The 22,953-nt window shown below is 69.2% G+C and carries 30 protein-coding genes; 5 read left to right on the forward strand and 25 right to left on the reverse strand.

Annotated features, from left to right (window positions below):
* Nucleotides 1-313 precede the first annotated feature (313 nt).
* Nucleotides 314-547: a helix-turn-helix transcriptional regulator gene (locus ACFV3E_RS24440; protein ID WP_500536557.1), complete on the forward strand. Its 234-nt coding sequence runs from the start codon at nt 314-316 to the stop codon at nt 545-547.
* A gap of 348 nt (nt 548-895) precedes the next feature.
* Here ACFV3E_RS24440 and ACFV3E_RS24445 read toward each other — a convergent pair whose 3' ends face one another.
* Entirely contained in the window at nt 896-1,402 is a 507-nt protein-coding gene (locus ACFV3E_RS24445; protein WP_500536558.1) for a hypothetical protein, read from the reverse strand.
* A gap of 34 nt (nt 1,403-1,436) precedes the next feature.
* The gene (locus tag ACFV3E_RS24450; protein ID WP_500536559.1) at nt 1,437-1,886 is read right to left on the reverse strand and encodes a recombinase family protein; all 450 of its coding nucleotides are present in this window, start codon (nt 1,884-1,886) and stop codon (nt 1,437-1,439) included.
* Between the two features lie 132 nt (nt 1,887-2,018).
* On the opposite strand from ACFV3E_RS24450, the gene ACFV3E_RS24455 reads away from it, so the two are divergent.
* The 4 genes from ACFV3E_RS24455 to ACFV3E_RS24470 are packed head-to-tail and all read left to right on the forward strand — an operon-like array spanning nt 2,019 to nt 4,176.
* Nucleotides 2,019-3,224: a helix-turn-helix domain-containing protein gene (locus tag ACFV3E_RS24455; RefSeq protein WP_500536560.1), complete on the forward strand. Its 1,206-nt coding sequence runs from the start codon at nt 2,019-2,021 to the stop codon at nt 3,222-3,224.
* Nucleotides 3,193-3,648 carry a GNAT family N-acetyltransferase gene (locus ACFV3E_RS24460; protein ID WP_500536561.1) on the forward strand — a complete coding sequence of 152 codons (456 nt, stop codon included), beginning with the start codon at nt 3,193-3,195 and terminating at the stop codon, nt 3,646-3,648. Before ACFV3E_RS24455 ends, ACFV3E_RS24460 begins: the two co-directional genes overlap by 32 nt.
* A gap of 40 nt (nt 3,649-3,688) precedes the next feature.
* Entirely contained in the window at nt 3,689-3,868 is a 180-nt protein-coding gene (locus tag ACFV3E_RS24465) for a hypothetical protein (RefSeq protein WP_500536562.1), read from the forward strand.
* A 23-nt stretch (nt 3,869-3,891) separates the two neighbouring features.
* Complete coding sequence (locus ACFV3E_RS24470; protein ID WP_500536563.1) at nt 3,892-4,176, forward strand: hypothetical protein; 285 nt, start codon at nt 3,892-3,894, stop codon at nt 4,174-4,176.
* Between the two features lie 47 nt (nt 4,177-4,223).
* Here ACFV3E_RS24470 and ACFV3E_RS24475 read toward each other — a convergent pair whose 3' ends face one another.
* The 23 genes from ACFV3E_RS24475 to ACFV3E_RS24585 form a co-directional block, all read right to left on the reverse strand.
* A complete protein-coding gene (locus tag ACFV3E_RS24475) occupies nt 4,224-5,042 on the reverse strand; it encodes a phage antirepressor KilAC domain-containing protein (RefSeq protein ID WP_500536564.1) in 819 nt (272 codons plus the stop codon).
* Between the two features lie 146 nt (nt 5,043-5,188).
* Nucleotides 5,189-5,434 (reverse strand): hypothetical protein, encoded by a 246-nt coding sequence (locus ACFV3E_RS24480; RefSeq protein WP_500536565.1) that lies wholly within the window; start codon nt 5,432-5,434, stop codon nt 5,189-5,191.
* Nucleotides 5,435-5,507: 73 nt separating this feature from the next.
* Complete coding sequence (locus ACFV3E_RS24485) at nt 5,508-6,176, reverse strand: collagen-like domain-containing protein (RefSeq protein WP_500536566.1); 669 nt, start codon at nt 6,174-6,176, stop codon at nt 5,508-5,510.
* Nucleotides 6,173-6,445: a hypothetical protein gene (locus ACFV3E_RS24490; protein WP_500536567.1), complete on the reverse strand. Its 273-nt coding sequence runs from the start codon at nt 6,443-6,445 to the stop codon at nt 6,173-6,175. Before ACFV3E_RS24490 ends, ACFV3E_RS24485 begins: the two co-directional genes overlap by 4 nt.
* 9 nt (nt 6,446-6,454) lie before the next feature.
* Entirely contained in the window at nt 6,455-6,760 is a 306-nt protein-coding gene (locus ACFV3E_RS24495) for a hypothetical protein (RefSeq protein WP_500536568.1), read from the reverse strand.
* Nucleotides 6,761-6,815: 55 nt separating this feature from the next.
* Nucleotides 6,816-7,823, reverse strand: coding sequence for an N-acetylmuramoyl-L-alanine amidase (locus tag ACFV3E_RS24500; RefSeq protein ID WP_500536569.1), 1,008 nt, complete (start codon nt 7,821-7,823; stop codon nt 6,816-6,818).
* 27 nt (nt 7,824-7,850) lie between these two features.
* The gene (locus ACFV3E_RS24505) at nt 7,851-8,114 is read right to left on the reverse strand and encodes a hypothetical protein (protein WP_500536570.1); all 264 of its coding nucleotides are present in this window, start codon (nt 8,112-8,114) and stop codon (nt 7,851-7,853) included.
* A 32-nt stretch (nt 8,115-8,146) separates the two neighbouring features.
* Nucleotides 8,147-8,665, reverse strand: a complete 519-nt coding sequence (locus tag ACFV3E_RS24510) for a hypothetical protein (RefSeq protein ID WP_500536571.1) — start codon at nt 8,663-8,665, stop codon at nt 8,147-8,149.
* A gap of 12 nt (nt 8,666-8,677) precedes the next feature.
* The gene (locus ACFV3E_RS24515) at nt 8,678-12,085 is read right to left on the reverse strand and encodes a hypothetical protein (RefSeq protein WP_500536572.1); all 3,408 of its coding nucleotides are present in this window, start codon (nt 12,083-12,085) and stop codon (nt 8,678-8,680) included.
* Complete coding sequence (locus tag ACFV3E_RS24520) at nt 12,085-15,942, reverse strand: coiled-coil domain-containing protein (protein ID WP_500536573.1); 3,858 nt, start codon at nt 15,940-15,942, stop codon at nt 12,085-12,087. The genes ACFV3E_RS24515 and ACFV3E_RS24520 overlap by 1 nt, the downstream gene beginning before the upstream one ends.
* Nucleotides 15,932-16,072, reverse strand: coding sequence for a hypothetical protein (locus ACFV3E_RS24525; protein ID WP_500536574.1), 141 nt, complete (start codon nt 16,070-16,072; stop codon nt 15,932-15,934). Before ACFV3E_RS24525 ends, ACFV3E_RS24520 begins: the two co-directional genes overlap by 11 nt.
* The gene (locus ACFV3E_RS24530; RefSeq protein ID WP_500536575.1) at nt 16,069-16,512 is read right to left on the reverse strand and encodes a hypothetical protein; all 444 of its coding nucleotides are present in this window, start codon (nt 16,510-16,512) and stop codon (nt 16,069-16,071) included. Before ACFV3E_RS24530 ends, ACFV3E_RS24525 begins: the two co-directional genes overlap by 4 nt.
* 58 nt (nt 16,513-16,570) lie before the next feature.
* The gene (locus ACFV3E_RS24535) at nt 16,571-16,978 is read right to left on the reverse strand and encodes a hypothetical protein (protein WP_500536576.1); all 408 of its coding nucleotides are present in this window, start codon (nt 16,976-16,978) and stop codon (nt 16,571-16,573) included.
* Between the two features lie 6 nt (nt 16,979-16,984).
* Entirely contained in the window at nt 16,985-17,425 is a 441-nt protein-coding gene (locus tag ACFV3E_RS24540) for a hypothetical protein (protein WP_500536577.1), read from the reverse strand.
* Nucleotides 17,425-18,180: a hypothetical protein gene (locus tag ACFV3E_RS24545; protein WP_500536578.1), complete on the reverse strand. Its 756-nt coding sequence runs from the start codon at nt 18,178-18,180 to the stop codon at nt 17,425-17,427. Before ACFV3E_RS24545 ends, ACFV3E_RS24540 begins: the two co-directional genes overlap by 1 nt.
* On the reverse strand, nt 18,180-18,638 hold the full coding sequence (locus ACFV3E_RS24550) for a hypothetical protein (protein ID WP_500536579.1): 459 nt from the start codon (nt 18,636-18,638) through the stop codon (nt 18,180-18,182). Before ACFV3E_RS24550 ends, ACFV3E_RS24545 begins: the two co-directional genes overlap by 1 nt.
* A 3-nt stretch (nt 18,639-18,641) precedes the next feature.
* A complete protein-coding gene (locus tag ACFV3E_RS24555; protein WP_500536580.1) occupies nt 18,642-19,031 on the reverse strand; it encodes a hypothetical protein in 390 nt (129 codons plus the stop codon).
* A complete protein-coding gene (locus tag ACFV3E_RS24560; RefSeq protein ID WP_500536581.1) occupies nt 19,028-20,086 on the reverse strand; it encodes a hypothetical protein in 1,059 nt (352 codons plus the stop codon). The genes ACFV3E_RS24555 and ACFV3E_RS24560 overlap by 4 nt, the downstream gene beginning before the upstream one ends.
* A gap of 16 nt (nt 20,087-20,102) precedes the next feature.
* Nucleotides 20,103-21,275 carry a LamG-like jellyroll fold domain-containing protein gene (locus ACFV3E_RS24565; RefSeq protein WP_500536582.1) on the reverse strand — a complete coding sequence of 391 codons (1,173 nt, stop codon included), beginning with the start codon at nt 21,273-21,275 and terminating at the stop codon, nt 20,103-20,105.
* A 35-nt stretch (nt 21,276-21,310) separates the two neighbouring features.
* Nucleotides 21,311-21,676: a phage tail fiber protein gene (locus ACFV3E_RS24570; protein WP_500536583.1), complete on the reverse strand. Its 366-nt coding sequence runs from the start codon at nt 21,674-21,676 to the stop codon at nt 21,311-21,313.
* Between the two features lie 3 nt (nt 21,677-21,679).
* Entirely contained in the window at nt 21,680-21,958 is a 279-nt protein-coding gene (locus ACFV3E_RS24575; protein WP_500536584.1) for an SAP domain-containing protein, read from the reverse strand.
* 103 nt (nt 21,959-22,061) lie between these two features.
* Nucleotides 22,062-22,535, reverse strand: coding sequence for a hypothetical protein (locus tag ACFV3E_RS24580; RefSeq protein WP_500536585.1), 474 nt, complete (start codon nt 22,533-22,535; stop codon nt 22,062-22,064).
* The gene (locus ACFV3E_RS24585) at nt 22,532-22,942 is read right to left on the reverse strand and encodes a hypothetical protein (RefSeq protein WP_500536586.1); all 411 of its coding nucleotides are present in this window, start codon (nt 22,940-22,942) and stop codon (nt 22,532-22,534) included. The genes ACFV3E_RS24580 and ACFV3E_RS24585 overlap by 4 nt, the downstream gene beginning before the upstream one ends.
* Nucleotides 22,943-22,953: the final 11 nt, after the last annotated feature.

A 22,953-nucleotide genomic window follows, 5' to 3' on the forward strand; every position in this document is an offset into this window, starting at 1 on the left:
GGTAGTCGCGGACTATGACTGGCTGTCTTCTGTGCTTACCAGGGTTTTTGCAGGAGACCCATGGCCTCTGTGCTCTGCAATACCTTGGGGTGAGATTCACCCCCCGGGGTTGCACCGCCCCCGGGACCCACCGTAGTGGACCGGGGGCGGCTCAGAGCCCAGGCCCGTCATCTGGACGGAACGACGCCCCTCGCCAGAAGCGCCTACCCAGGCCCGCTCGATGCCGCCGACCGGGAAGGCCGGCGGTGCTGCGGCCGGAACTGCCGCATATTTGTGGCTGACAAGATGATCACTGTCCCACGATGTTCGTGGGGTGTCCCGTGAACCCGTACCCGAGTGGCTGCTCGCGCAGCGCCGCCGGGTGGGCGACAGGGTCAGGGAGTTGAGGAACGAGCGCGAGCTGTCACAGGAGCAGCTGGCGCACCTGGCGGACGTGGCCAGGCACTCGGTCTATCGGACCGAGCTGGGCACCCATGCGGCGTCGATCGACCTGCTGGGGCGGATCGCGCGGGCGCTGGGCGTCGAGGTCAGTTCATTCTTCAATTGATTCACTCGGCAAGTATTGCCCGTGTGCGTGTCACAGAAAACCGACAGGTCAGCTACAGGCCAGCTACGGCGTGTCAGCAGCTGACAGAACCGGGGGCCCCCACCGCCGACTTGGTGGGGGCCCCGGGCCTTACTCAGATCACAGCGCCGGCGCACCCCTGCCCGGACACATGGACCGATCGCCGTACGGCCTCTGATGCGGCGGGGTCGGCTGCCCCTTGGGGGCCCCGACGGTTGCGCCACAGGAGGGGCAGTTGCCTTCGAGGAGACCGGGATCGAACCTGTTCACGCGTACCTCCAGTACAGACGGGTGGTTCCCTCTGGTGGTGGTGCAGCCCGGCCTCCGGACTTAGACGGCGGCCGGGACGTTGAACTCTCCGCCATGCGGCCAGCTGTCGCGGCCTGCGGAGAGGGCATGGACCACGTACACGTGGATGCGGCTGGTGTCGTGGTAGGCGACGCGCAGGCCGTAGCGGACGGCGGTGTGGTCGTCGGGCTCGTCGGTGTACGGCGTGACGCTGGCGATCTCGCGGCTGCCACTGTTGATAAGGAGCGCCGCGAGGTGCTGGTCGACCTTGGCGAGCTGGAGCTTGCCGCCTTCGAAGACGTCCGGGACTGGCACCGGCTCGAGCGCGTTCTCGCCTTCGATGATCTGCTCGGGCCGGGCGTGCTTGTCGCCGTCGGCGAGGACTGAGATGACCTGCAGGAGGACCCGGGCGCCGCTGGCGTAGGTGACGGACAGGCCGTAGGGGTGCTTGTCGTATCCGGCCTCGCGTACGGTGACGACGTCCTTGACCTGGCCTCCTGCCTGCTTGAGCAGGCCCTGCAGGATCTCTTCGAAGCGCTGGGGTCGCATTTGTGATCATTCCTTCCGTCGCGGCCGGACCAGTCTAGGAGGGAGGGCTGACGGCAGACGCCGCACCCAGCGACTGCGGCGCTTCGTGGAGATGCCCGAACCTCACCGCCCGGTCACTCTCGCCCTGCGCCGTCTCCACCCAGCCGCCAGCCATCCGCACCCGACGCTGCAGCACCGGCCTCGACTCGGCCGACCCGAGTCGATCCCAGTCGTACACCAGGCAGACCACGGGCCTACTCGCGGAGTGAGCCCGCATGATGTGGAGCAGCGCGCCCAGTTGCGGCCGGTCGTCAGCAGTGAGGGCCTGGGGGCCGTGCTCGATCCACAGCCCCCTGAAGTCCCACTCGAATTCCGAGGCATACCGCTCGCATTCCCGCAGGCGCTCGGTGAGAAGGGTTGTGCCGGGCAGGGTGAGACGGTCGTAGATCAGGGCGATCGGCGTGCCTTGTCTTTGGGCCCTCGGCGCCTTGCTGTTGGTGGCCACGCTTTTCTCCCTGTTACTGCCCGTGATCTACCGTTGCTAGTAGCGTGAATGACAGGAGCAGGCGAACCTAGACATTCCGCGTCCGCTCCCGTCCGCTGCGCGGCGGACACGGCGGACACTCGGGGGCCTCCCATGAGCGAGACGTTCGGCCAGGCGTTACGGCGGATCCGCGGCAACCGGTCTCTGCGGGACGTTGCCAGCCTCGCGAGCTGCAGCAAGTCGTACGTCTGCGATCTGGAGCACGGCCGTAAGGCGCCCACACCCGAGATGGCTGCGGCCTTGGACCAGGCCCTCGGTGCGCGCGGACAGCTGACTGCTCTCGCTGCGCTGTCCGCCACGGTGCAGCCCCTCGAGCAAGCCGCGGCACTCCAGCGCCACCTGCGCGACGCCCTCGCCGCCGGGCCCGTCGGGGAGACCGGCCTCGAGGAGTGGGCCTACACCGTGGCCCGGCACGGCAGGGCGACCCGCTACCGACCGGAGAGGGAGTTACTCCCCGAGCTCCTGGCGGACTTCACCGACCTGCGCCTGCTGCTCACACACCGGCACCCCGACCGGACCCGCAAGCTCCTGCACGTCTACGTCGCGCAGATGTCTGGGCTGATGGCGCTCACCCTCCTCAAGCTCGGCGACCCCGCATCCCGAAGCTGGTGGCGCACCGGCCGGCAGGCAGCCGCAGCCGCCGACGACCGGGCCGTCCTGTCGTGGATGTACGCCCACGAGGCCTACCAGGCCTACTACTCCGGCGACGTCTACGGTGCCGTCGAACTCGCGGCCCGCGCACAGCAGCTGGCCGGCGGACTGCCCTGTGTCGGTCCCGCCTTGGCCGCACCTTTGGAGGCCCGTTCCCTCGCGATCCTCGGTCGGCGGGATGCGACGGGGGAAGCGCTGGCGCGGGCGGAGATCGCGCTGTCGCGGCTGCCTGAGCAGGAGCGGATCGGGTCGGCGTTCGGGTACAGCGAGAGCCAGCTGCGGTTCCACTCGGGGAACGCCTGGACTCACCTCGCCGAGACGGCCCGGGCGCGGGCCGAGCAGGAGCAGGCGCTGGCCCTGTACCCGGCGGAGGATCACACCGACCGGGCGCTGGTCCGCCTCGATCAGGCGATGTGCCTGGTGCATGAAGGTGACGTGGCCAGCGCTGCCGCGTTGACGACGGACACCATCGTTGGCCTGCCGCCTGAGCACCGCTCCACATTGATCATCTACCGGGCTGGTGACGTTGCAGCTAGGGTTCCCGAGGCAACGATCGGCGAGGTGCGGGTGTTGCGAGAGATCCTGGCGCTCCCGCCCAGCAAGGAGGCGGGGACCCATGGTTCAGGTGACGGCGGCGACGGAAGCTGACATAGAGGAGATCGCCCGGCTCATCGGTGAGATCGAGGTCTACTACGGCGGCGCCTACGCCCCCGGCGATGTCGACCAGATCAGGGCCGCGCTGTTCAGCGACTCCCCGGCCGCGACGGTCCTCCTGGCGCGTGATGGCGACGAGGTGCTCGGCATGGCCTCGGTGTCCCGTCTGTGGCCTGCGGCCGGCGCGGAGGCCTCTCTTTATATGAAGGAGCTGTTCGTCCGTGAGGCCGCGCGCGGGCAGGGCGTGGGCCGGGCCCTGATAGCCGCCGTGCAGGAGCACGCCCGTGGGCTCGGCTGTTCCCGGCTGGAGTGGACCGCGGACGCCGACAACCCCCAGGCGCTGGGCTTCTACGAGGCGCTGGGCGTGAAGGTCAACGACGGGAAGCGGTTCTACCGTCTCCCCGTACAGGGCGCTTGACGGTCACGTGGTTGTCACACCGACCGCATAGGCTTGATTCATGCACCCGGAGCCGACGCCGCCGGTGACGCCTGCGCGCAGTGCCGCCGCCGTGAACAGGGACATTCGCGCCCTGTCGGTGGGGCGGTCGGTGTGGACAGCTCGGGAGCTGGAGCAGCTGGCCGCGCTGCGGCAAGAGTGGCTGATTGCCCAGCGAACCGAGCTGGTGACAGCGGCGTAGCGCGTTCTGCCTACGCTGGGAGCATGCAAGACCCAGCACCACCAGCAGAGAAGGACGCCGAAGAGGTGCGGCCCTGGGATAAGGACCGCGACCCGCCAATCCGCACCAAGGCCTACACCGGAGCCGGCAGGCCGCGGATGCGCGTCCGCACCGGCGGCCAGTGGCGCGACGCACGAGTGCGCGCTCGGCACGACTGGCCGGACGGCGTGCGGCTGCTCTGCGACGTCTACCTGCCCGACGGGGACGGTAGCTGGGCTTGGTATGTGCGGTACTTCCGCTGGGACCCGACGGCCATGCGGACCAGGTAGCGGCCCCCGCCGCAGATGTCACAGCGGGGGCCCCAAGCCCTACCCGATCAGGCTGCCGCGCGCTTCTCCCACAGGTCCGCGATCAGGTCCAGCCCCTTCGCGGTGACATAGGCCGTAGGGTGCGACACCCCATTCGTCGTCTCCATGACGACCTTGAAGTAGCCCGCGTCCTGATACGCCGTACGCGGGAGATTACGAGCGCCGCCACGCTGCGAGACCTGCCGCCGGAAGATGTTGAGCTCGACCAGCCAGCCGGTAAGGCCCTTGACGTGGGTACCGAAGAGATCGGCGGTGTTCGTCATGCCGATCAGCCCCTCGGTGGAGAGGAACTTCTCCCACTTGCTGGCCTTGGGGGCGAGGACCTTGTTCGCCGCCTCCAGGGCCTCCTTCGCCTCCAGCGCGGACACGAGGTCCCGCGCCAGCTCCAGCTTGGTCGGCTCCCGTCGGAGGACCGCCCGGCGGGAGACGTACTCGGCCAGAGCCTCGGTCAGCTCGACCTGCGCCTCCTCGACCGAGGCGCGGACGATGTCGTCGTCGATGCGGCTGGCGGTGATGTTCGCCATCCACATCGGGACTATTCGCTCGTGGATGAGGACGTGCTGGCGGGCTTGGGTGTCGCCAGGGAGCTGGACCTGCACAACGCAGGTCCGGCCCCGCGACCAGGACTTCCGCGCGAGCGCCTGCCGCTGGCCCTCGGAATCGAGGGTCAGGATGCGGCAGAGCTGACCGAGCACGGCCCAGTTGCCGGTGTTGTTGGACAGGACCGTGACCGGCTTCGCGTGGAAGTCGAACGATCCGATCTCGAAGGGGCCCCCGTTGTTGCCATCAGGTGATGGCGACGTAGGGTTGAGGGGTGGCACGGACATGAAGCCTCCGGGTTACTAAGACGCCCTTGCGCGGGGATGCCGCCCCGCGTGAGGGCGCAACGGGTACCGGACGAATCGCGGTGCGAATCCGGCCCCTTGAGTTTACGGGTGGGTCCGACACAGGTCAGACCGCGACCGATGGGCCATCACTTCTTGCGCCTCATCCGCCCCTTGAGGTACACGGGAGCACTGCCAGCAGCGAGCCACTGCTGGCGCGCTAGAAGGCAAAGTCGTCTACATCGCCGTCCAACCTGCGGCTGCTCCAGGTGAACTTGGCGACCAGGGTGGGTGTTGAGGACAAAAAAGAACATCTCCCGCACGTAGCGCTCGGCGAAGAGAACGCGGATCTTGCCGCCCTCGTGCATGACGCGCATGACCTCGTCGACCTCCACGGAGCCGAACGCGGACAACAAGCCGCGCTTTATGTGACACGGCACGCCGTCGACGACTATGTGGTTGGACGCGTCAGGCCCAACGCCGCCCGTCCCACCGGTACGCCGCCCCCGTCAGCAACGCCCCCAACCCCAACAGCCCACCCGTCGGCGACGGATCCGGCGCAGCATCCCGCCGACACACCAGCGCATCCGGATCCCCCGCCGGCGCCTGCAGCGAATACCCGTCCGGGCAGGTCTGGCCATCGCGGCCGTCCTGCCCGTCCCTGCCGTCCGTCCCGGCCCTGCCCTCGGGGCCGGCCGGGCCCTGCGGACCGGGCGCACCCGTCGGGCCCGGTTCTCCAGCCGCGCCCGGGCTGCCGGCCGAACCGGCCGCCCCCGATTTCCCCACGGCGCCGGGCGACCCCGACGGACCTGCCGGCCCCGGGCTGCCCGCCGGGCCAGGGATCGGCACCGGCACTACCGTGCGACCCGGCAGGTCCTCGACCGCGCGCGACGGGTCCGGCGCCACCGGCGTCCGGCCGGCCGCCGTCACCTGCGCCCGCAGTGCGCGTACGTTCCCAGCAAGGGTCGTAACGGCGTCACCACGGCGGTCGGCCTCCGCCGCCAGCTGGGCTGCACGGCGGTCCGAGGCGTCGGCGCGATGCCACAGCACCAGACCACCTCCGAACAGCGCGACGATCGCGCACAACGTGGCGATGCCGCGCCAGTGCAGGACGATCGTGCGCCTTGTCCGGGTCACTGGTCTGGATCTCCTCCGAGATGGATGATTTTGATGCGGAGCCGGGTGATGGCTTCAAGGTCCTGGCGGCGTTGTTCTTCCAGGGTCTCGATCCGGGCTTCGCGGGTCGCGAGTCGCTCGCTGAGCTTCGCGTTCTCCTCTTGCACCTGGTCGGTCACCGAGTTGAAGCGCGTGGTGGCGTTCTCTCCGCGCTTCCCTATGAACGCCACCACCGCTGTGCCCAGCACGCCCACGCACGCGAGGACCGCGCCGATGGTGGTGGCGTCCAAGGCGGCCCCTTACGCGGTGAGGCGGAAGGCGTCCTGCGCCTTGCCGCTGATGCCGGTCGGCTTCCACAGGCCGAAGTGGGCCGCGACTCCCTGGATGAATGCGACGACGGTCAGCACGATGCCGGTGGTGACGCTGTACCCGGGGCCGGAGTTGGCCAGCTCGGTGACGAACCCGCTCACGGCGGAGAGCGCCAGGAGCAGGACGGCCTTGGTGCCGGCGCTTACGACTCTGGTGGTGACCAGGCCGACCAGGACGGGCAGGACGAAGTTGGCGATGAGGGCCAGGGCGTAGGCCGTGTCGAGGTGTACCTGCATGTCGGTGTCCGTTTCTCGGGGAAGGGGCCGCGGGGCGCGGGCGCGCCGGGCGGAGTCAGGCGGTGGCGTCGCCGACGGAGACGTCGACCTTGACGACGGCCCGGGCGATCGCGGCCTCGACGGCAGCGACGACCTGCGCGGTATCTACGTCGTCGCCGAGCTGCCCGGCGAGCGACGTCACCGCCGCGGACAGCCCCGTGACCTGCGTGCCGAGCGCCTTGATCTGAGCGGTGAGGGAGGTGTAATGGCCGTCCTCCGAAGTCTGGAGAGCCGACGCCGTGGTCTGGCCCGGCTTCCCGTCGACCGGGCGGTGCGGGTTGGTGAGCTTCTTCGCCCACACGGCCTGGGCAGTGGCCTGGGCAACCCTGCTGATCTCGTCGGCGGTCAGGGGCATGTCGTCCTCCTCGGGACTCCAGCTGGCGGGTTGGGTCAGCCGCTCCGCGACGTCGCCGCGGAGCTGGCTCATGGTGAGGTTGAAGCGGCCGCGCGAGCCGTAGCCCTCGACCGGGCCGAGGGGGTCGACCTTGCCTTCGACGGACGTCTCCCGGTGTCCGGCGACGGACTCGGCTGACCAGCCGAAGTGACGGCAGAGTGCCGCGTTCCAGCGGACCAGCGCGTCGTACTGGGTGCGGGTGTAGGTGTCGGCGCCGTTGCCGAGGTTCTCGACTTCGATGCCGTACGAAAGATCGTTTCCGTCGACCGTGCCGCTGCTCTTAGCCGGCGTCGGGTGGCTGGTCTTCTCGTCGGCGAAGGAGTTGTAGGCGTTGAGCGCCATCGTGCCCGCGTGGTTGGCGCGGCGTGCGCTGCACATGGTGGCCAGGCCAGACTTCGCCAGGTGGGTGTGCGCGAGGGGTGCGGGCAGGTCGGGGCGGCCGGTCTCGGCGACCAGCCTCAGCGAGTTGCTGCCGCCGGTGTGGTGGTTGAGGAGCAGGTGCACCGGGCCGAAGGCCTTGTTTGTCGCGGCGTCGCGGGAACGGGTGCGCCAGCCCGGGTACTCGGCGACCTTGACGCCCTCGGCGCGCAGGATCTCGATGAACTTGTCAGGGCTGAGCGGGGTTGCCATGAGCCCTCCCCGGGCTGGTGTGGTGGATTACTGGGGGGTGTCGGAGATCGGCCGCCACTGATCGGAGTACTGCTCCGGTGTCAGCACCCACGGATAGGCCGTGGTCGGCGCGTCCTGGACCAGCCACTGACCGGCGGTGACGGTCTTCTCGATCTCGTCGCCGTCGATGTACACCAGCGTCTGGCCGTCATCGGACACCAGACGGATCGTCGTGTTCCACGTGCCAGCGATGAACGCGCCGTTGGTGCCGGAGTACTGGATGGAGTCGTATCTACGGGTCACTGCGGCCATGGCGTGGGCTCTCCTGCGGGTCTTGGGGCGGCTTAGACGGAGCCGCCGAAGCTGATGGAGATGTAGGGGCGCGGGCTGCCCGTGGCGGTGAGGAGGGCGCTGCCGGTGTCCTGGCTGGGGGCGAGCTCGATGTAGTCGCCGACGGCCAGCGCCAGCGACAAGGTCCGTGCGTTGGCGGAGGACACGACGTTCGGCGGGGACGCGGCGAGCCGTGCCTGCCCGCCGTTGGGCATCGCGCCGTTCACGAACCAGCCGCAGCCGCGCACGTTGCCGGTGGTGGCGGTCCCGTTGAACGCGACCGCGCCGGCGAGCTTCCACCAGCCTGCGATGGGGCAAGTCCAACGGGTGGGGCTGCTGGCGGACCATCCGGCCAAGAGGTCCAGCTCGACGGTCTCCCAGGACAGGACGTTCGCGGCCTGGGGGGTGGCGTTGGAGCTGATGGATTGGTTGGTGTCGCGGGTGGCTTTGAACACGTCGCGCCCGATCAAGTCGCTGAGGTTGAGGCCGCCTGCGGTGATGGTCTGGCCTGCGGCCCACTGGGGGTACGCCATGAGGTTGCCTCCTTATAGGGCCGCGCGGGCGGGACGGGTCAGGCTGATGGGGGCGCCCACTCCGTGGGTTTTGACGACGCCGTTGACGGAGCGGGTGAGGGTCATGACCTGCGGGTTCAGGAGTTCGTAGCTGTCGTAGTCGACCAACACGGGCAGCGCGTTGGTGTTGGTGACGTCGAGGACGCTGCGCAGGCCGACGGATCCGGCGCTGCTGAGCGCGGAGTCGGTGGCGGTGAGGTGCCAGGAGCCAGGCTCGCCTGCCGAGGCCAACCAGACGCGGGCGCGGAGCGTGGACCCGACGACCTGGAAGCGGATGCCGTAGTCGGTGTTCGCGACGTGCGTGAGGCCGGGGATCGTCGCGGTGATGAGGTCGGTCTGGACGGCCGCGACACGCTTCTGCAGGACCAGCTGCACGGTGGCCGTCGCGGTGAACGCGACGCGGGCGTAGTAGTGGTTGTTGATGTCGATGTAGCGGGCGACGATGCCCGGGTACTGGGGTCCGCCGGTGGCCAGGGCTGAGGTGCGGACGAGGACGCGCTGGTCGACGTCGGTGAACGGTGCGGTCAGGACGCTGATGCGGCTTGCGTTGATGGTGCCGAGGGAGTGGCGGCCGCGGGTGCCGGTGGCGGAGAAGTCCGACGCGCTGCCGCCGGTGTTCGTCCAGGTGCCGCCGATGTCCGCCGAGCCCCAGGAGCTGGACGCGGACCGGGTGAAGGAGTCCAGTCGGCTCGAGGTGATGGCGGTGCAGGTCATGTCCTCGCCCTCGCTGGACACGCCGAACGGGAACTCGCCGGGCAGGAGCGCGGTGGTGACCCACAGCGGCCCGGCGCCGACGTATACCGTGGCCGCGGTCCCGGTCGTCGTGAGGGCGGCGGCGAGGGTGGTGCCGTCGGTGTCGGCCTTGGAGTAGGCGCTGGCGTCGGTGTAAGCAACGTTCCATGGCGAGCCCGGGCTGCAATTCGCCGTGACCGAGAATTCCTTGTTGCCGAGGGTCTCCGCGAAACCCTGGGCCAACTGCTCGATCTGCCCGGGCGGCAGCCACGGCGGCGGGTTGGAGATCGTCAGCCGGTCGCCGATGTCCATCTCCTGCACATCCGCCGACAGCGCCACGTTCGCCGCGATCCGCGGGTTGGACAGGTCCACCGTGACTTGCGGATACCGCTCCTCGTCGACGGTGCCCAGATGCACACCCCACGCGGCGATGTCCGCGAGGACGGTGTCGTCGTAGACGTTGACAGTGATGCTGTCCGGGTAGCGGCCCACCCCGTCCGGCGGGTCAGCCACCGACAGCCGACCAATGGTCTCCTCGTACCGCGCGAAAGACCCGTCCTTGCGGGCGACGGTGCGGTCGTTGCGGAGCAGTTGGTCGTCGTCTGTCGGGGACAGCTCGTTGAACAGCTGGTTCTGCGCGTAGTCCAGGGCCACGCACGCGTCCTGCGTGTACATGCTGGTGCGGGGCCGGTATGCCAAGCCCAGCACGTCAAGCGGCTCGTACAAACGGCCGCCGTCAGCGTCCTCGCATTCCTGCAGGAGCTGCACCAGCGTGGAGATCCCCTGCGGTCCCATCTGCTGCGAGTCGTCCAGATCGCCCCGCCACCGGAAGCTGATGCCCTCCTCGCGACACAAGCGCTGCACGCGCCGGCCAGCAGTCTCCTGCGTGTACGCCGACAGCTCCTCGGTCAGGTCGAGGATGTCCGTGATGATGTCGTGCACGCTGACGTGGCCGGCCACAGCGGCGGGGATCGTCGCATCCGGGGAGATCACCACCCGGGTCACACGGCCCGCGGTGCGGGACGTGGCGGTCTGGGACGGGCCGAGCCCATTGGGGGATCCGGCCTCGGTGGTGGCGAACTTGTAGTCGACGTCGGACCCGTTCTCCAGCAGCTCCATGCTGACCCGTAGACGCTGCCCGTTGTACGGGGCGGCGGCGCCGGTGCCGTTGATCAGCACGCCGTCGGAGTCGTAGACCTTCATCTCCAGGGATCCGCCTGATGCGGTGGTGTAGACGAGGTCCGAGCGGGCGAGTGTTCCGGTCGTGTACACCCGCGCGATCACGCTGTTGTTGGAGAGGCCGCCTGCGGGGATGACCAGCAGGAACCTCACCTGGGTCTCGCCGGTGGGGGTGTACACCGGGGGGCGGGCGGTCCAGATGCTGGAGCCGACGACGGGCAGCGGCTCGGACGACTTGAAGCTGGAGTCTGAGGCGAGGGTGGGTGCGCCCTTCCACGTCATGGGCTGGCCGCCCGTGAGCGCCGAGCCGAACGAGGTGGCGTTGGAGGCGTCCTCGCAGGGCCAGTAAGCGAGCGGCGGGGACGCCGAGGTGGGTGAGGTGATGCCGCGGTACATGGTGGAGTGCAGGGGGGATGCGCCTTGCTGGAGGCGGCGCAGGATCCCGGATGCCTCGATTGGCGTCCAGACGTCGTTGCCGCTCGTGTCCCAGCGCTGCGGCCATTCGGACACTTCGCCGTGGAAGCGGTATCGCCTGTCACAGACCTCAGCGGCGTTGTTGATCGACCAGGTCAGACCGTTGGAGTCCACGAACGAGCTGACTCCGGCGGTGGCCGCGCTGAAGTTCGGGTTCGCCACCACACTGCCCGCGATCCCGTTGCGGAGCTGGAAGGCGTGAACGCGCCCGATGATCGCGAAGCTTTCGAAGATGTCGTCGACGTTGTTGAACAGGCCGGGCAGGTCCCCCACGGTCAGGTCGTAGGAGCCGTTGAAGATGCTGGTGGTGCCTGCGGCGACGACCGGGTCGCCGAGCTGCGTCCAGGTCCCGTTGATGGTGTCGCTGGTGTAGAACACGACGGTGCAGCCGGACGCCCCGTTGTTCACGTCGATCGTGACCCGGAGAGCTTTCCGCTTGTCGCCCGGGTTGGGGACTGGGGCGGTGGAGGTGGCCCACCGGCGGGTCGCTGAGGTGCCGTCGGTGGACCAGCCGACGCTGAGCTTGCCTGCGGCGCTGATCTGCAGAGCCCAAGAGCGCTGGTCGGTGCCGCCCGCGTACTGCCCGGCAAGGTTCTGGTAGCTGCGCCAGGAGTCCAGCGACAGGTCGATGCGGGCGTCGAGGTCGCCGGTGACGCTGATCCCCGCAGAGTCCGGCGTTGAGGCCGTGGCGCCGTAGGAGCCGTCGACCCGAAGGTACGACGCCCCGTAGGGCACGCTGACCCGAAGCTGCGTGTTGCGGCCCAGCGCGCCGTAGTACGGGCCGACCGGGTTCCGGCTGGTGAACCTTCCATCCCTGTTGTTGAGGGACATGGAGCAGCGCGATGGGTTGATCGTGGACGCCTCGTCCGACCGGCCCCGCTGGATACCGATCAGGCCGTCCCGGCGCTGCACGTAGTTCGGGGACGTGATGTTCGTCCACACGTTGCTGAGCAGCAGCTCGACGCGGATCCCGAGTACGTCCTGCGGGAAGGCCATCAGACCCTCACCTTCCCCTGCCCGAGCGCGCCCTGGACGTCGCCCCCGTTGATGCTGCGGATGACATAGGCCATCGGGTCGATGAGCTGCCGGGCGACGACCTTCCCGTCGAGGACGAGGTTGACCTGGATGACCTGGCCGCCGCCCGCACCGCCGGCGCCGAGTATCTGCCGGGTCGCGCCGGCCGGGTACACCGTCGACCCATACGGGAGGCGGGCCAGCTCCGGGCCCTGCTCGCCCACCAGCGTCCATCCGGCGCGCGGGCCACCCGATGCGGCGCCGATGATGCCGCCGGCCGCCTTGCCCTTAACCCCAAGCGCCTTCTCCAGCGTGCGCTCCAGCGAGGCCGCCGCCTTCACCATGGCGGCCTCCAAGCGATCCTGCTGCTTCTGCAGGCCCTTCACCACGACGTCCGCCGCCTTGAGGCTCGCGCCGTAGAACGCGTCCGCTGTCGTCTTGCCCGCACTGGTCGCGGCGCTCTTGAGCTGCGCCTCGAGGCTGTTGATTTCCTTGATGTCCGCGGACGAGGCGCCGAGCAGGGTGCGGGCGGTAGCCAGTCCGCCGCCGCTGAGGCCCGCCTGGGCAATCTCCGAGATGCTCTGCCCATTCAGACCGCGGGACTTGAGGGTGTTGAGGGCGGCCGCGAACTCCCGGGCCTCGCTGACGTTGCCGGACAGCCCAGACTTGATGCCGCCGAGGGTGACCAGGCCGCCGCCACTGGCCATGCCGGTGATGTTGCCGGAGGCGAGGATCCCGGAGGCGACCTGCGAGTTGAGCTGGGCCGCGGCGTCCTTCAGGGACGACAGCTTGTCCTTGGCCTTGTCCAACTCGCTGTTGACCTTGGTCAGTGCCTTCTCGTTCTTGATCAGCCCGGCGGCCGCGGAGTTCAGCGCCTTCAGCAGACGGCTCTCCGTCGCCCCCGCAGTCGCCCCCTTGATCAAGCTCCGCCACTTGTTCAGCGACGACACCAGATCCCCAAGGGAGTCCGGGCTGCCAAGACTGTTCGCGATCTCAGAGTTCTTGTAGCCCGCGCGCTGCCCGAAGTAGGAGATCGTCAGCAGACCCGCGGCCTCCGACCGGGCCTGCTTCCCCGCGTCGCTCTTGACCAGGCCACCCGAGGCGTACTTCGGGACCCGGTCCTCGTTGATGGCCTCCAGCAGCGGCAGGTACTTCCGCGCCTGCTTCTTCTTGACCATGTACTCCCCGCCCATGGCCAAGATGGGCACGTCGTCCCGGGTGCCGGAGCCGCCGGTCACCTCGCCGCCGTCGGCGAACTTGGGCACGCCGCCGGGGCCTGCGTGACCGGCGTAGGAGTAGACGGTGTGGATTCCAACGTTCACGATCTTGCCGCGCAGACCGTTGATCTTGCGCTGCGCGGCCTCCAGCTTCCGCTGCAGGTCGGCGATGTCACCCCAGATCGCCGCCCGCTTCGACAGCGGAGCCCTCGCCAGGCGATCGCGGGCCTCGGCCAGCTTGGTCTTCAGATCGTTGATGTCCGCCTTCAGCAACGCGGTCTTGTTCGGCGTCGTCAGGATCTGGTCGGCGAGCTTCTTGGCTTCCCCGCGGCTGTAGCCCATGGCCCGCGCCGCCTCGATGATCTTCGCGCGGCCGCGGTCGTAGACCGCATTCACCGAAGACCAGGAGGCGCCCTCGTCGCGCTTCTTCGTCGCCAGTTCATCCGTCGCCGACGCCAGCTGGCTCAGGGCGTCGCGGTTCGCGCGGCCCTTCTCAGTTCCGACATCGAGGGTGCGGCCGTTGTCCTTCAGCGACTGGGTGACGTTGTCGATCGCGGCCTCGAACTTCGTCTGCGCGTCAAAGGCCCCACGGTTCGTCTCGTTCAACGCCACGATCGACTGGCGCAGGCCATCAGCGCTGCGCTTCTGTGCGTCGAGCTTGGCCTGCACGTCCAGGGCCTGCTGCCCGAAGACGCCCATACTCTGCGCCGCCAGCTCCTGCTCGAACGCCACGTCGGCGAGCGCCGACTTGTAGCCGTCGAGCTGCGACTTCACCTCATCCGCCGTGAAGCCCTGCTTCTTCAGCTTCGCGATCGCCATCTCCAGAGCGGACGCCGCCAGGTCGGCCTTGCCGCCCTTGACCAGGTTCAACAGGGCCTCGTCCAGGCCCTGGAACGCGGTCTTCGCGTCCGCGACCGGCGTGGAGTCCATGCCGATCAGCTGGGTGAGGAACTGCTGCGTCTTGTCCAAATTGGACGGGCGGGCCAGGGTGCGCAGCGCGTCGCCGAGCTTCCCGAAGTCCGTCCCGAACACGCGCGCGGCCTCGCCGGACACCTTGCCCGTCTGCGCCAGCTTGCCCAGCGAGGTGGTCAGCCGGTCGACGTTCGGCGGAGCTTCCTTCCCGATGTTCGACAGGCGCGTCAGGATCAGCGCCAGCGCCGCGATGCCGGCCACTACGACGGTCGCCCGGGCCACGGTGCCCAGCGAGAGGAACGCCGCCCGTAGACCGGCCAGGCCACCGCCGGCCGCAACCGATGCTGCGCGTAGCGCGGTGAGCCTGGTGCCGAGGGCGGTGACGCTGGTGGTGACGGCGCCGATCCCGAGGCCCGCGAGCTTGATCAGTCTGAAGGCGGTGTACACCTGGAGGAGGTTCGCCAGCAGCGAGGTCGGTACGGCGGAGACGAGCTTGGCGAGCGTGTTGACCAGGGTCAGCAGTCCGGGCCCGGCCTCGGCGGCCGCTTCAAGCAGGTGAGTGACCGCTTCGGAGATGCTGCTCAGCGTTTGGCGGACCTGGGGGCCGTTGGCGCGGGCGTAGTCCATGAACGCCGCGATGGGCCCGTCGGCGCGGCCCTCGGACAGGACCCGGGAGAAGTGGATGAGGTCGTCGGTCGCTTCCTTCAGCGTGCGCTGGGAGAAGCCCTCGAACCGCTTGACCAGGGCGTCGAAGCCGGGGCTGTTGACGCCGCCCGCGGCCGCTGTGACCAGCCGGTCCAGCTGCGTGCCGGTGTCGCGGACGAGGGGGTTGAGCTTGGGCAGCAGCGCCCCGAACGTCGCGAAGGTCTTGGTCAAGACGGGCATGGTGTCGCCCGCCAGGCCGTTCGACCACTGCTTGTAGGAGTCCTTCAGGACCAGGAACGCAGCTGCCGCGCGCTTGGTCGGCCCGGGCAGGGTGTTCAGCGACTCCGCGGCCACATTCTGCGCCTCCGCCGCCTGCTTGCTCGCCGCCCCGTACTTTCTCACCGCGTCGCCGGCCTTCTTCTGCGCGTCCGACGCGTCCTTGAAGGCCCCCAGCTGTGGGATGAGCGCTGCGGTGAACGCTGTCAGCGCGACCGCGCCGGCACCGAACCCGGCGGCGATGGGCCCTGCCTGCGCCGCAATCGGGATGAGTGCTGGCGCCAGGCTGATCGCGACCTTCTTCAGGTCCGACAGGGCACCCGACGATCGGCCGGCGGATGTGGAGACGCTGCCGAGGCTGCCGCGGAGCCCTCCGAGCGAGGACCCCGTACGGGTGGCGCTGGTGTGGAGATCATCGAGGTCGGTGCGCAGCGTGCGGGTGCGGGTTGCCAGGGTCTCCAGGCGGCCGTCGGCAGTCTGGGCGCGGGTGTTGAGGGAGCGCAGCCCGGTGTTGGCGCCATCCAGGCGGGAGCGGAGCTCCCCGAGGCTTCCGGCTGCCAGGTTGGTGCGGGAGTGCAGGCCGCGTAGTGAGTGTTCGGCGCGGTCTGCGGCGGCCTGCAGGACCAGCAGCGCGGCGGCGGCCGCTGAGGACTTGGTGGCCAAGGTGGTGAGTGCCTGGCCTGCGTCCTTCGCCGAGTCCTTGAGCCGGAGGAGGGAGGTGTTGACGGCGGCCAGGCCGCTGCCGGTGTCGTTGGAGACGCGGACGCTGATCTGGATGTCATTGCCCATAGCCGCCGTCGCCTCCCTCCAGGTCGGGTGTGCCGAGTCGTTCGATTTCGATCAGGTGGAGCAGCTCGGAGTCCTCTGCGAGCACCTCCGAGGGGAGCTTGTGGAAGCGGTCGCAGAGGCCGAGGATCAAGCGGGCACGCTGGAAGGCGGCAGGAGGCTGGACAGTGCTTCCATCGGGATGGACTCCACCTGGGACGGCTCGCCAGAGGGCGAGCTGCTCGGCAAAGGGCCGCTCTCGTCCACCTTTCCGCCGAGCACGTCGATCCACTGCGTGGCCAGCGCGAGCGCCAGGTCGTTGTCGATGGCGAACAGCGACTCCCGGGTCGCCGGCAGCGGGGTGCCGTCCTCGGCCTCGAGGTTCCAGGAGATGAGGGAGTCGCCGAACTCCTCCAGCTGGCGGACGATGGCGCTGCGGTCGTCGCCGTCGGCGTCGCTGTAGCCCATGAGCGTCAGGTACTCCTGGAGGGACTTCCCGCGCGCGTAGGCGACGGGGAACTCCTCGTCCTGGCCGAACTCCTTGTGCCCCTGGAGGCTGACCTCGAGGCGGCGGATGGTCTTGCGGTAGCCCACGATCAGGCTCCTTCCTGGTGAGGGCAGGTGCCCCCGTTGGACTGGCCTCCGAAGGTGATCATGTCCATGTGGGCACGGTGCCGTCCGCGAGGGACAGCGGCACGGAGAACGTGAGCTCGCCGGAGTCGGCACGGGTGAGCTGGTAGTCGGTGGGGAGCATCTCCATCGCCAGCGTCACGCCATTGACGGTCTGCGTGACGGTCCGCGCCACCGAGGTGGAGGACACCGTCTTGAACACGTCGTGGCTCTGGCCGGCGGAGGCGTTGAACACCCCGTTGAGGGTGACGGACCCGTCGGCCAGGAGCAGGACCCGCTCGTTCGCGCTGCGGTCGACGCCCGTGACGTCCTGCACCCCGCGGGGCGTGGACATCTGCCAGTTCGTGATGTCGTTCTTGATGGCGCGCGCGGTGCCGGCCGCGTCATCCACCGAGAGAGTTGTCTGCCCGAGGCCGCTGGCCTTTGCCATGGTCGGTCACCCCTTCTTGATCTCGTCAGCGAGGCGCTGCTGGTGCTCAGCGAAGTCGTCACGCCAGTTGTCCGGGTTGTGGTGCAGCCGGGCCGCGGTGCCGCGAGGGTTCCCGCGATGGTCGCCGTCCCGGACGATGTACAGCGGCGGCCGGCCGATCTGGATGCGGTGCGTCTTGGAGCGGAAGCACGGCTGCCCCGGTTCGAACAGCAGCCAGGTCTCGCCCTCGGCAACGCGCCATTCGCGGTAGCGGCGGCCGCTGTTCTTCGCTTCGTGCAGGAGGTCAGGGGTGAGGTTCTCGACGCGGACGCCCCAGCCCTCCTCGTAGTGCGGGCACTGGACCTCGGCACACGTCGCCGGCCGCCAGTGCGTGGAGAGGGGCTGCAGGACCTGGTAGCTCTTGTAGGCAGCCGCGTGCATGAGCGGTTCGGGCCGGGAGACCTGCATCAGAACGTCACCCCGGCAATCTGGTTCTTGATCACGTTGACGGCAAACTGGACGTTGGAGAAGCCGCCCGTGGTGACCGTGGACACTCGCAGGTAGCGGCGCAGTGTCGACACGTTGGAGATCGCGATGCGCTCCGCGGTCGGGGTGGTCGTCGTGATCTGGGTGAAGGCGAATCCGGCGACGTCGGCGAAGGTGGTGTTGTCCGCCGAGTCCTGGATCTTGATGGTGACGTCGGTGCCGGTGAACGCGAACAGTTGCAAGTAGGCCTGCCCGCCGAAGGAGGCCGAGGCGAGGGTGTCGATGCTCGTGCCGAGCGTTGCCGCGGTGTCGGTGCGGATCCCGGCGGTGAGCTGCTGCCCCCACTCGATGCCGAACCCGTTGGACTGCGCCTCGACGCCGAAGGTCAGCGAGCCGTCGTCGCCCCTGGTCGGGTCGTAGCCGATTTGCTTCGACACCATCGACGCGGCTGGGTCGCCGAGGGTGGTGCCGCGGCAGTACGTGATGTGGACGTCGGTGCGCGGCAGCGCGGACAGCTTCTCGTGCGTGGCAGGCGTGACCGAGTCGTGGTTGAAGAAGCTGGTGAACTCGATCCGCCCAGACAGCAGACCGCCCTTGCGTTCGTACGCGGCCTTGTCGATGCCGGTGAACGGCAGGACGGCCGGGCCGCCGCCGATGCCGCCGAGCGCCATGATGTCGCCCGACGCGTTGAAGCCGTGGACGTAGCCGTTGTCGCCGAGGCCTCCGGTCTTGGGCATTACTCCTCCTCGTCCCACAGGTCGTTGACGATCAGCGGCAGCGTGATCGTCATGACGCGGGACACGGCCCCGCTCAAGTTGAGGTAGCCCGCGCGCGCCTGCAGCCCGGGCCCGTAGATGCCACGCACGTCGACCTGGCGGACCAGGCCGTCGAGAGTGAAGTCGCCGACGTACGCCCGGATCAGGTCATCGGTCGCCGACACCATGTGCGGGTCGATCACGTCACGCGGCAGCTGGTCGTTGCTGGTGTAAATCCGCACGTACAGGGCCAGACGCACCGACGTGGAGTCCAGGCCCGAACCGCGGATCGGCGCGATGTCGTCGACCCACACCGCAGCGGTGAGGTCGTGACCGGGTGCGTTTTCCAGCTGCTCGTAGCTGTTGACCGTGTCGAACCAGCCGCCCGAGGCAGCGTGGCTGACGGCCTTGTCGAGGATTTCGGTGATGGCGAGCGTCATCGGTCACCCCCTCATCTCGGGGAGGTGGCGCTGCACGGCGCGCTCGGCGATCTCCGGGCCGCGCGTGGCGACCAGGTCCTTGGTCTTGCGCCAGTGGCCGTAGCCGGGGAATCCGGGGCGGGGCCGGTTGCGGGTGCCGACGCCCTCCAGCCATGGGCCGTAGACCACTCCGTCGTCGTGGACGAGGGCGGTGTCGGAGGAGACCAGTTCGGTCTTCACGTGCTCCTCGTAGTAGCCAGTCGGGTTCTTGAAGGTGGCGCCCATGAGGGACAGGGCGTAGTCCTCGGCGAACTCCGCGATGCTGTCGCGGGCGTCGTCGCAGGCGCGCTGCATCGCGCGCTCGGCCGAGCCGTCGAACAGCGGGCCGGTCATGCGGACCTCAATGTTGCTCATACGACCCTCACCCGCCCCTTGCGGCCGTGCGAGGTGTACACCTGCTCGCGCAGGTCGATCAGGGCGTCGAGCGTCGCGGCCTTCCCACCACCGGTGCCGCTGGTGATCGTGCGCGCCCATCCGGCGCGGGACTGCAGCAGGGCGCTCTCGGCCTCGGCGATGCACAGCTCGTTCACGGGGCCGGGGAAGTCGAAGCGCTGCACCGTGGCCCCGTTGGAGTGGACCGCCGCGGTGGTGCCGAGAACACCGCGTGCGATGGTCAGCAGCCGCGGGGCGTAGACCGTGGCGCCCGCAGTGTGGGCCGCCAGTGGCAGGCCGTCGTACTGCCGCTCCACGATCAGCCCGTTGCCGACGACGTCGGTGACGTGCATCTTCTCCGAGTCGATCAGAACGGTCTCACCTGCCGCGACCCCGGAGCCGCTGAGCGGGATCAGGACCGTCTTCATGCTGGCGTCGATGTTGGCGGCCAGCGTCAGACTGGTGTCGGCCTGCGCCCGCTCGGTGACGATGACCCGCTCGGCGTCGATACGGAGGAGGGAACCGACCCCGACCGCAGCCGAGGCCGGCCCGTCGACCGTGATCGTGGTCGCGATCGGGGTGCCGATCCCGGCCGCGAGAGTGCCGGCCGTGGTCTCGTCGTTCCGGTACCCGTACAGGCCGAGCACCGCAATGTCGCGCTGGGTGGACGGGCCGCCGCCGAACGCTGCGTTGCTGTCGAGGTTGAGCTCCAGCATCGTGTACGGCGGCTCTTCGCGGTTGTCGGCGCGGCGCAGGAAGTAGTTGCCGGGGTCGATGACCTGGCCGCCGGTGAGGAGCTGGTCGACGGAGATGAGCTCGTTGCTGTCGAGCCGCAGCCGCCAGGGCGCGCCGCCCTGCCCGTTGGGCCAGTCCCAGGAGCGGGTCGCCAGCTCGGGGTAGAACCGTCGGTGCAGCAGGCCCTCGATGGAGCGAGTGGAGGCGCCCAGCACACGGTCGATCGCGGCGTTCGCGCCGGCCGTCTCCTTCACTCCGAGGGAGCGCTTGAGGTCTTCTCGGGTTGCGTACCAGGGCTGCACGGGGCTACCTCCTTTCTCAGTTGCGGGTGCTGACGTGGCCGGTGCGGCGGCCGCCGGCTGCCCAGGTCGAGCCGTCGAACGGGCAGTACAGTTCGCCGTGCGGCCCGGAGCGGAGGGGTTCTCCGCAGTCGCCGCAGGCCACGGGGTCGCGTTGGAGTTCCTCGCGGTGCTGCTGCTCTGCCTCACGGAGGATGTCGAGCAGCCCGTACCACGACCCTTGTTCGGGGGCGCCTGGGACGCGGCCGTGTGCCGTTCCAGAAAGCGCGCCAAAGCTGGCGGTAGCGGACCCGATCACGACCGACGGTGAAGACACAGTTCCGACAAGCCCCCCAAGGTGGGCGGCCGCGGAGCCGATGACGGTGCGCCGTCCGGTGGCGCTACTGGTCAGCGAGCCGCCCGCAAGTGCGGCTGTTCCGGTGACCTTCCGCGTGCCGCTTGCTGTACCGCTCATGGCGCTGAACAGGCTGGTGGCCATGCCGGTCACCCGGCGGGTGCCGGCCGCGGTGCCAGTGAGGCCGCCGAAGGTGCCTGCGGCCGTGCCGCTGACAGACCCGGCCAGCGGCGGGTCCGCTTCGGTGGACACCGCGGTGGATCCGGCGGTGAGGTGGCGACCGTTGCCGGAGTGGTCGGTCAGGTCGGCCGCGTTGGTGAGCGGCCAGTCCGCCCACAGGTTCGAGGTGCGAACCGGCGCGGTGCTGGCCCACTCGGCCTCGATCTGCGTCTGGTTCAGCTCGGCCGTCCAGACGCGCACGTAGGCCAGGCGCCCGTTGAACCACTCGCCCGAGTCGACAGCGGATCGGCCGCCCAGCGTGATGCCGTCTGCAGTGCCAACCCCGACCGTGCCGGAGTCGACCTCGGTCGTGCCCCCGATGGTGTTGACGTAGCTCCGGCCCGTCGTGCCGGAGCACGTGAGGGCGATCTTGCGCCAGGCTCCAACGGCCATGCCCGTCGAATTGGTGACAGAACCGCCGCCCGTAAAATAGGCCGGGCCGGTAAGTCCGTCGCTGTCGGTCGACCAGGTGACGATAGTGCTGGCGCCCGACGAGGTGTGCAACCTGCCGAACGTGGCGTAGTTGTCGGTGTCGACCGACACGTACGCCCAGGCGGTGATGGTGAACCCGCTGCCGACAGCGAACATCGTTCCGCTGTAGGAGACGCGGTCGCTGGCGGCGTCGAACCTGGTGGACATTCGGGTTCACCTCCTCTCTGGGCTGGGCTGGCGGGTTAGGACGCGACCGGCAGGGTCAGGACGAGGCTTCCGGACGGGATCGTGAACGTGTCACCGCTGGTCACAGCGTTGGCGGTGATCGTGCCGGAGCCGCCGAACGTGCCACCCGACGACGCGGACCACTGGGACCAGTGGGTGTAGTCCTCGCTGCCCGCCACCGATGTCCACACGGCGTCCGCGTTCGTGGTCTTCGAGGCGCCGCTCGCTGCGGCGAACGTGGGGCTCTTGCGGGTCGTCTCGGTCGCCGCGTTCGCAGTGCCTGCTGCGCCGGGCGCGCCGACGTGCAACTTGAACCACGGGTACGCGACGACCTGGGCATCGAGGACGCTGTTCGCGGCGGCGGTGGAGAAGCCTTCAGCCACGACTTACTCCCCTTGTGTTGGTGCGGCGTCGTCCTCGCGGAGGCGCTGCACGAGGTCGTCCCGCTTCCCGCCCTTGGGCAAGCCGCGCTCAGCGAGCTGCTCCTTGAGCTGCTCCACGGTCCAGTCCTCGTAGGCCGGCTCCGCGGGCGGCTGCTCGCTCACCTCGTCCTGGACGTCCTCCGGGTCGTGGAAACCGTCCGGGGCGTCGCTGTCGGACCAGGCGCCGCCGACGACCAAGGCCCCGGCGATACTGGGCCCGCCATGGCGGGTGATTTTCGGCATGGGTTGTCCTTCCTCGACGTGATCCGTGGCGCTGCACTGGGGGCAGCACGGAGCGCCCACCGCGTAGGCGGCGGTGCACTCCGTGCAGACCCAGGTCGCCATGTCAGGCCGCCGTCACCGTGGCGCCGTTGTCGAGCGCCACGTAGGTCAGCTCCCACTGGATCGCGCCGGTGGCGTCCGCCGCGGAGCAGTTCACGCCGATCGTTCCGACCGCGACGATGACTGGCGCGGTCTGCCCGGTGACGCCACCGGAGCCGGAGCCGGAGATGTTCAGCGCGGACCCGATCGGGCCGGGCAGCGAGTACAGGGTGCCGACCTCGTCGCCGGTGATCGTGCCCGTGGTGCACAGGTCGTTGGCGGTGCCCACGGTCGGGGTGGCCACGACCTTCAGCGCGGGGGTAGTACCGCCGATGACGGTGGTCACCTTGCCCACGAGGCTGGTCACGAGGACCCTGCCACCGGTGACGGTGAAGATCGTGCTGGTGGCGTTCGCCGGGACGGTCTTGCCCGCCGCATTCGCGGCCTGCGTGCCGAGAGCCAGCGTCCGCAGCTGGTCGGCCTGGATGAGAACGCTCATGCCGTCACCGACCGCAGGTTCTCCGGGGCACGCATGGTGGTGAGGTCGCGCGGCAGGATCACGAAGCTGCCGGAAGCGTGCGACGCGGTGATGTGCGTGTAGCCGTCGGACAGCTGCGCCGCGTCGACCTCCACCACCAGCAGACCGCCGGTGCCTGCGGTAACGGTCGCGGCCGCAGCCTGCGTCACCTTGGTCCAGGTGCCGCTGTTCTGCCGGTAGTACCGCGTGAAGACGGCCAGATTCTGGGCGCCGGTGCCGGCGGAGTCCTGGGCCTCCTGGATGGTGGCGTTCCCGGACGTCGCGCCGATGAGGACGATCGTGGCGCCCCCCGCGTCCTTGAGACCGAACGGGGTCGCCGTGGTGGTGGCAGAGGTGGCTGCGTTGAACAGCCTGCCGAGGGCTTCCATGGGTTGCCTTC

The sequence above is a fragment of the Streptomyces sp. NPDC059718 genome (assembly GCF_042733315.1).
GTDB lineage: Bacteria > Actinomycetota > Actinomycetes > Streptomycetales > Streptomycetaceae > Actinacidiphila.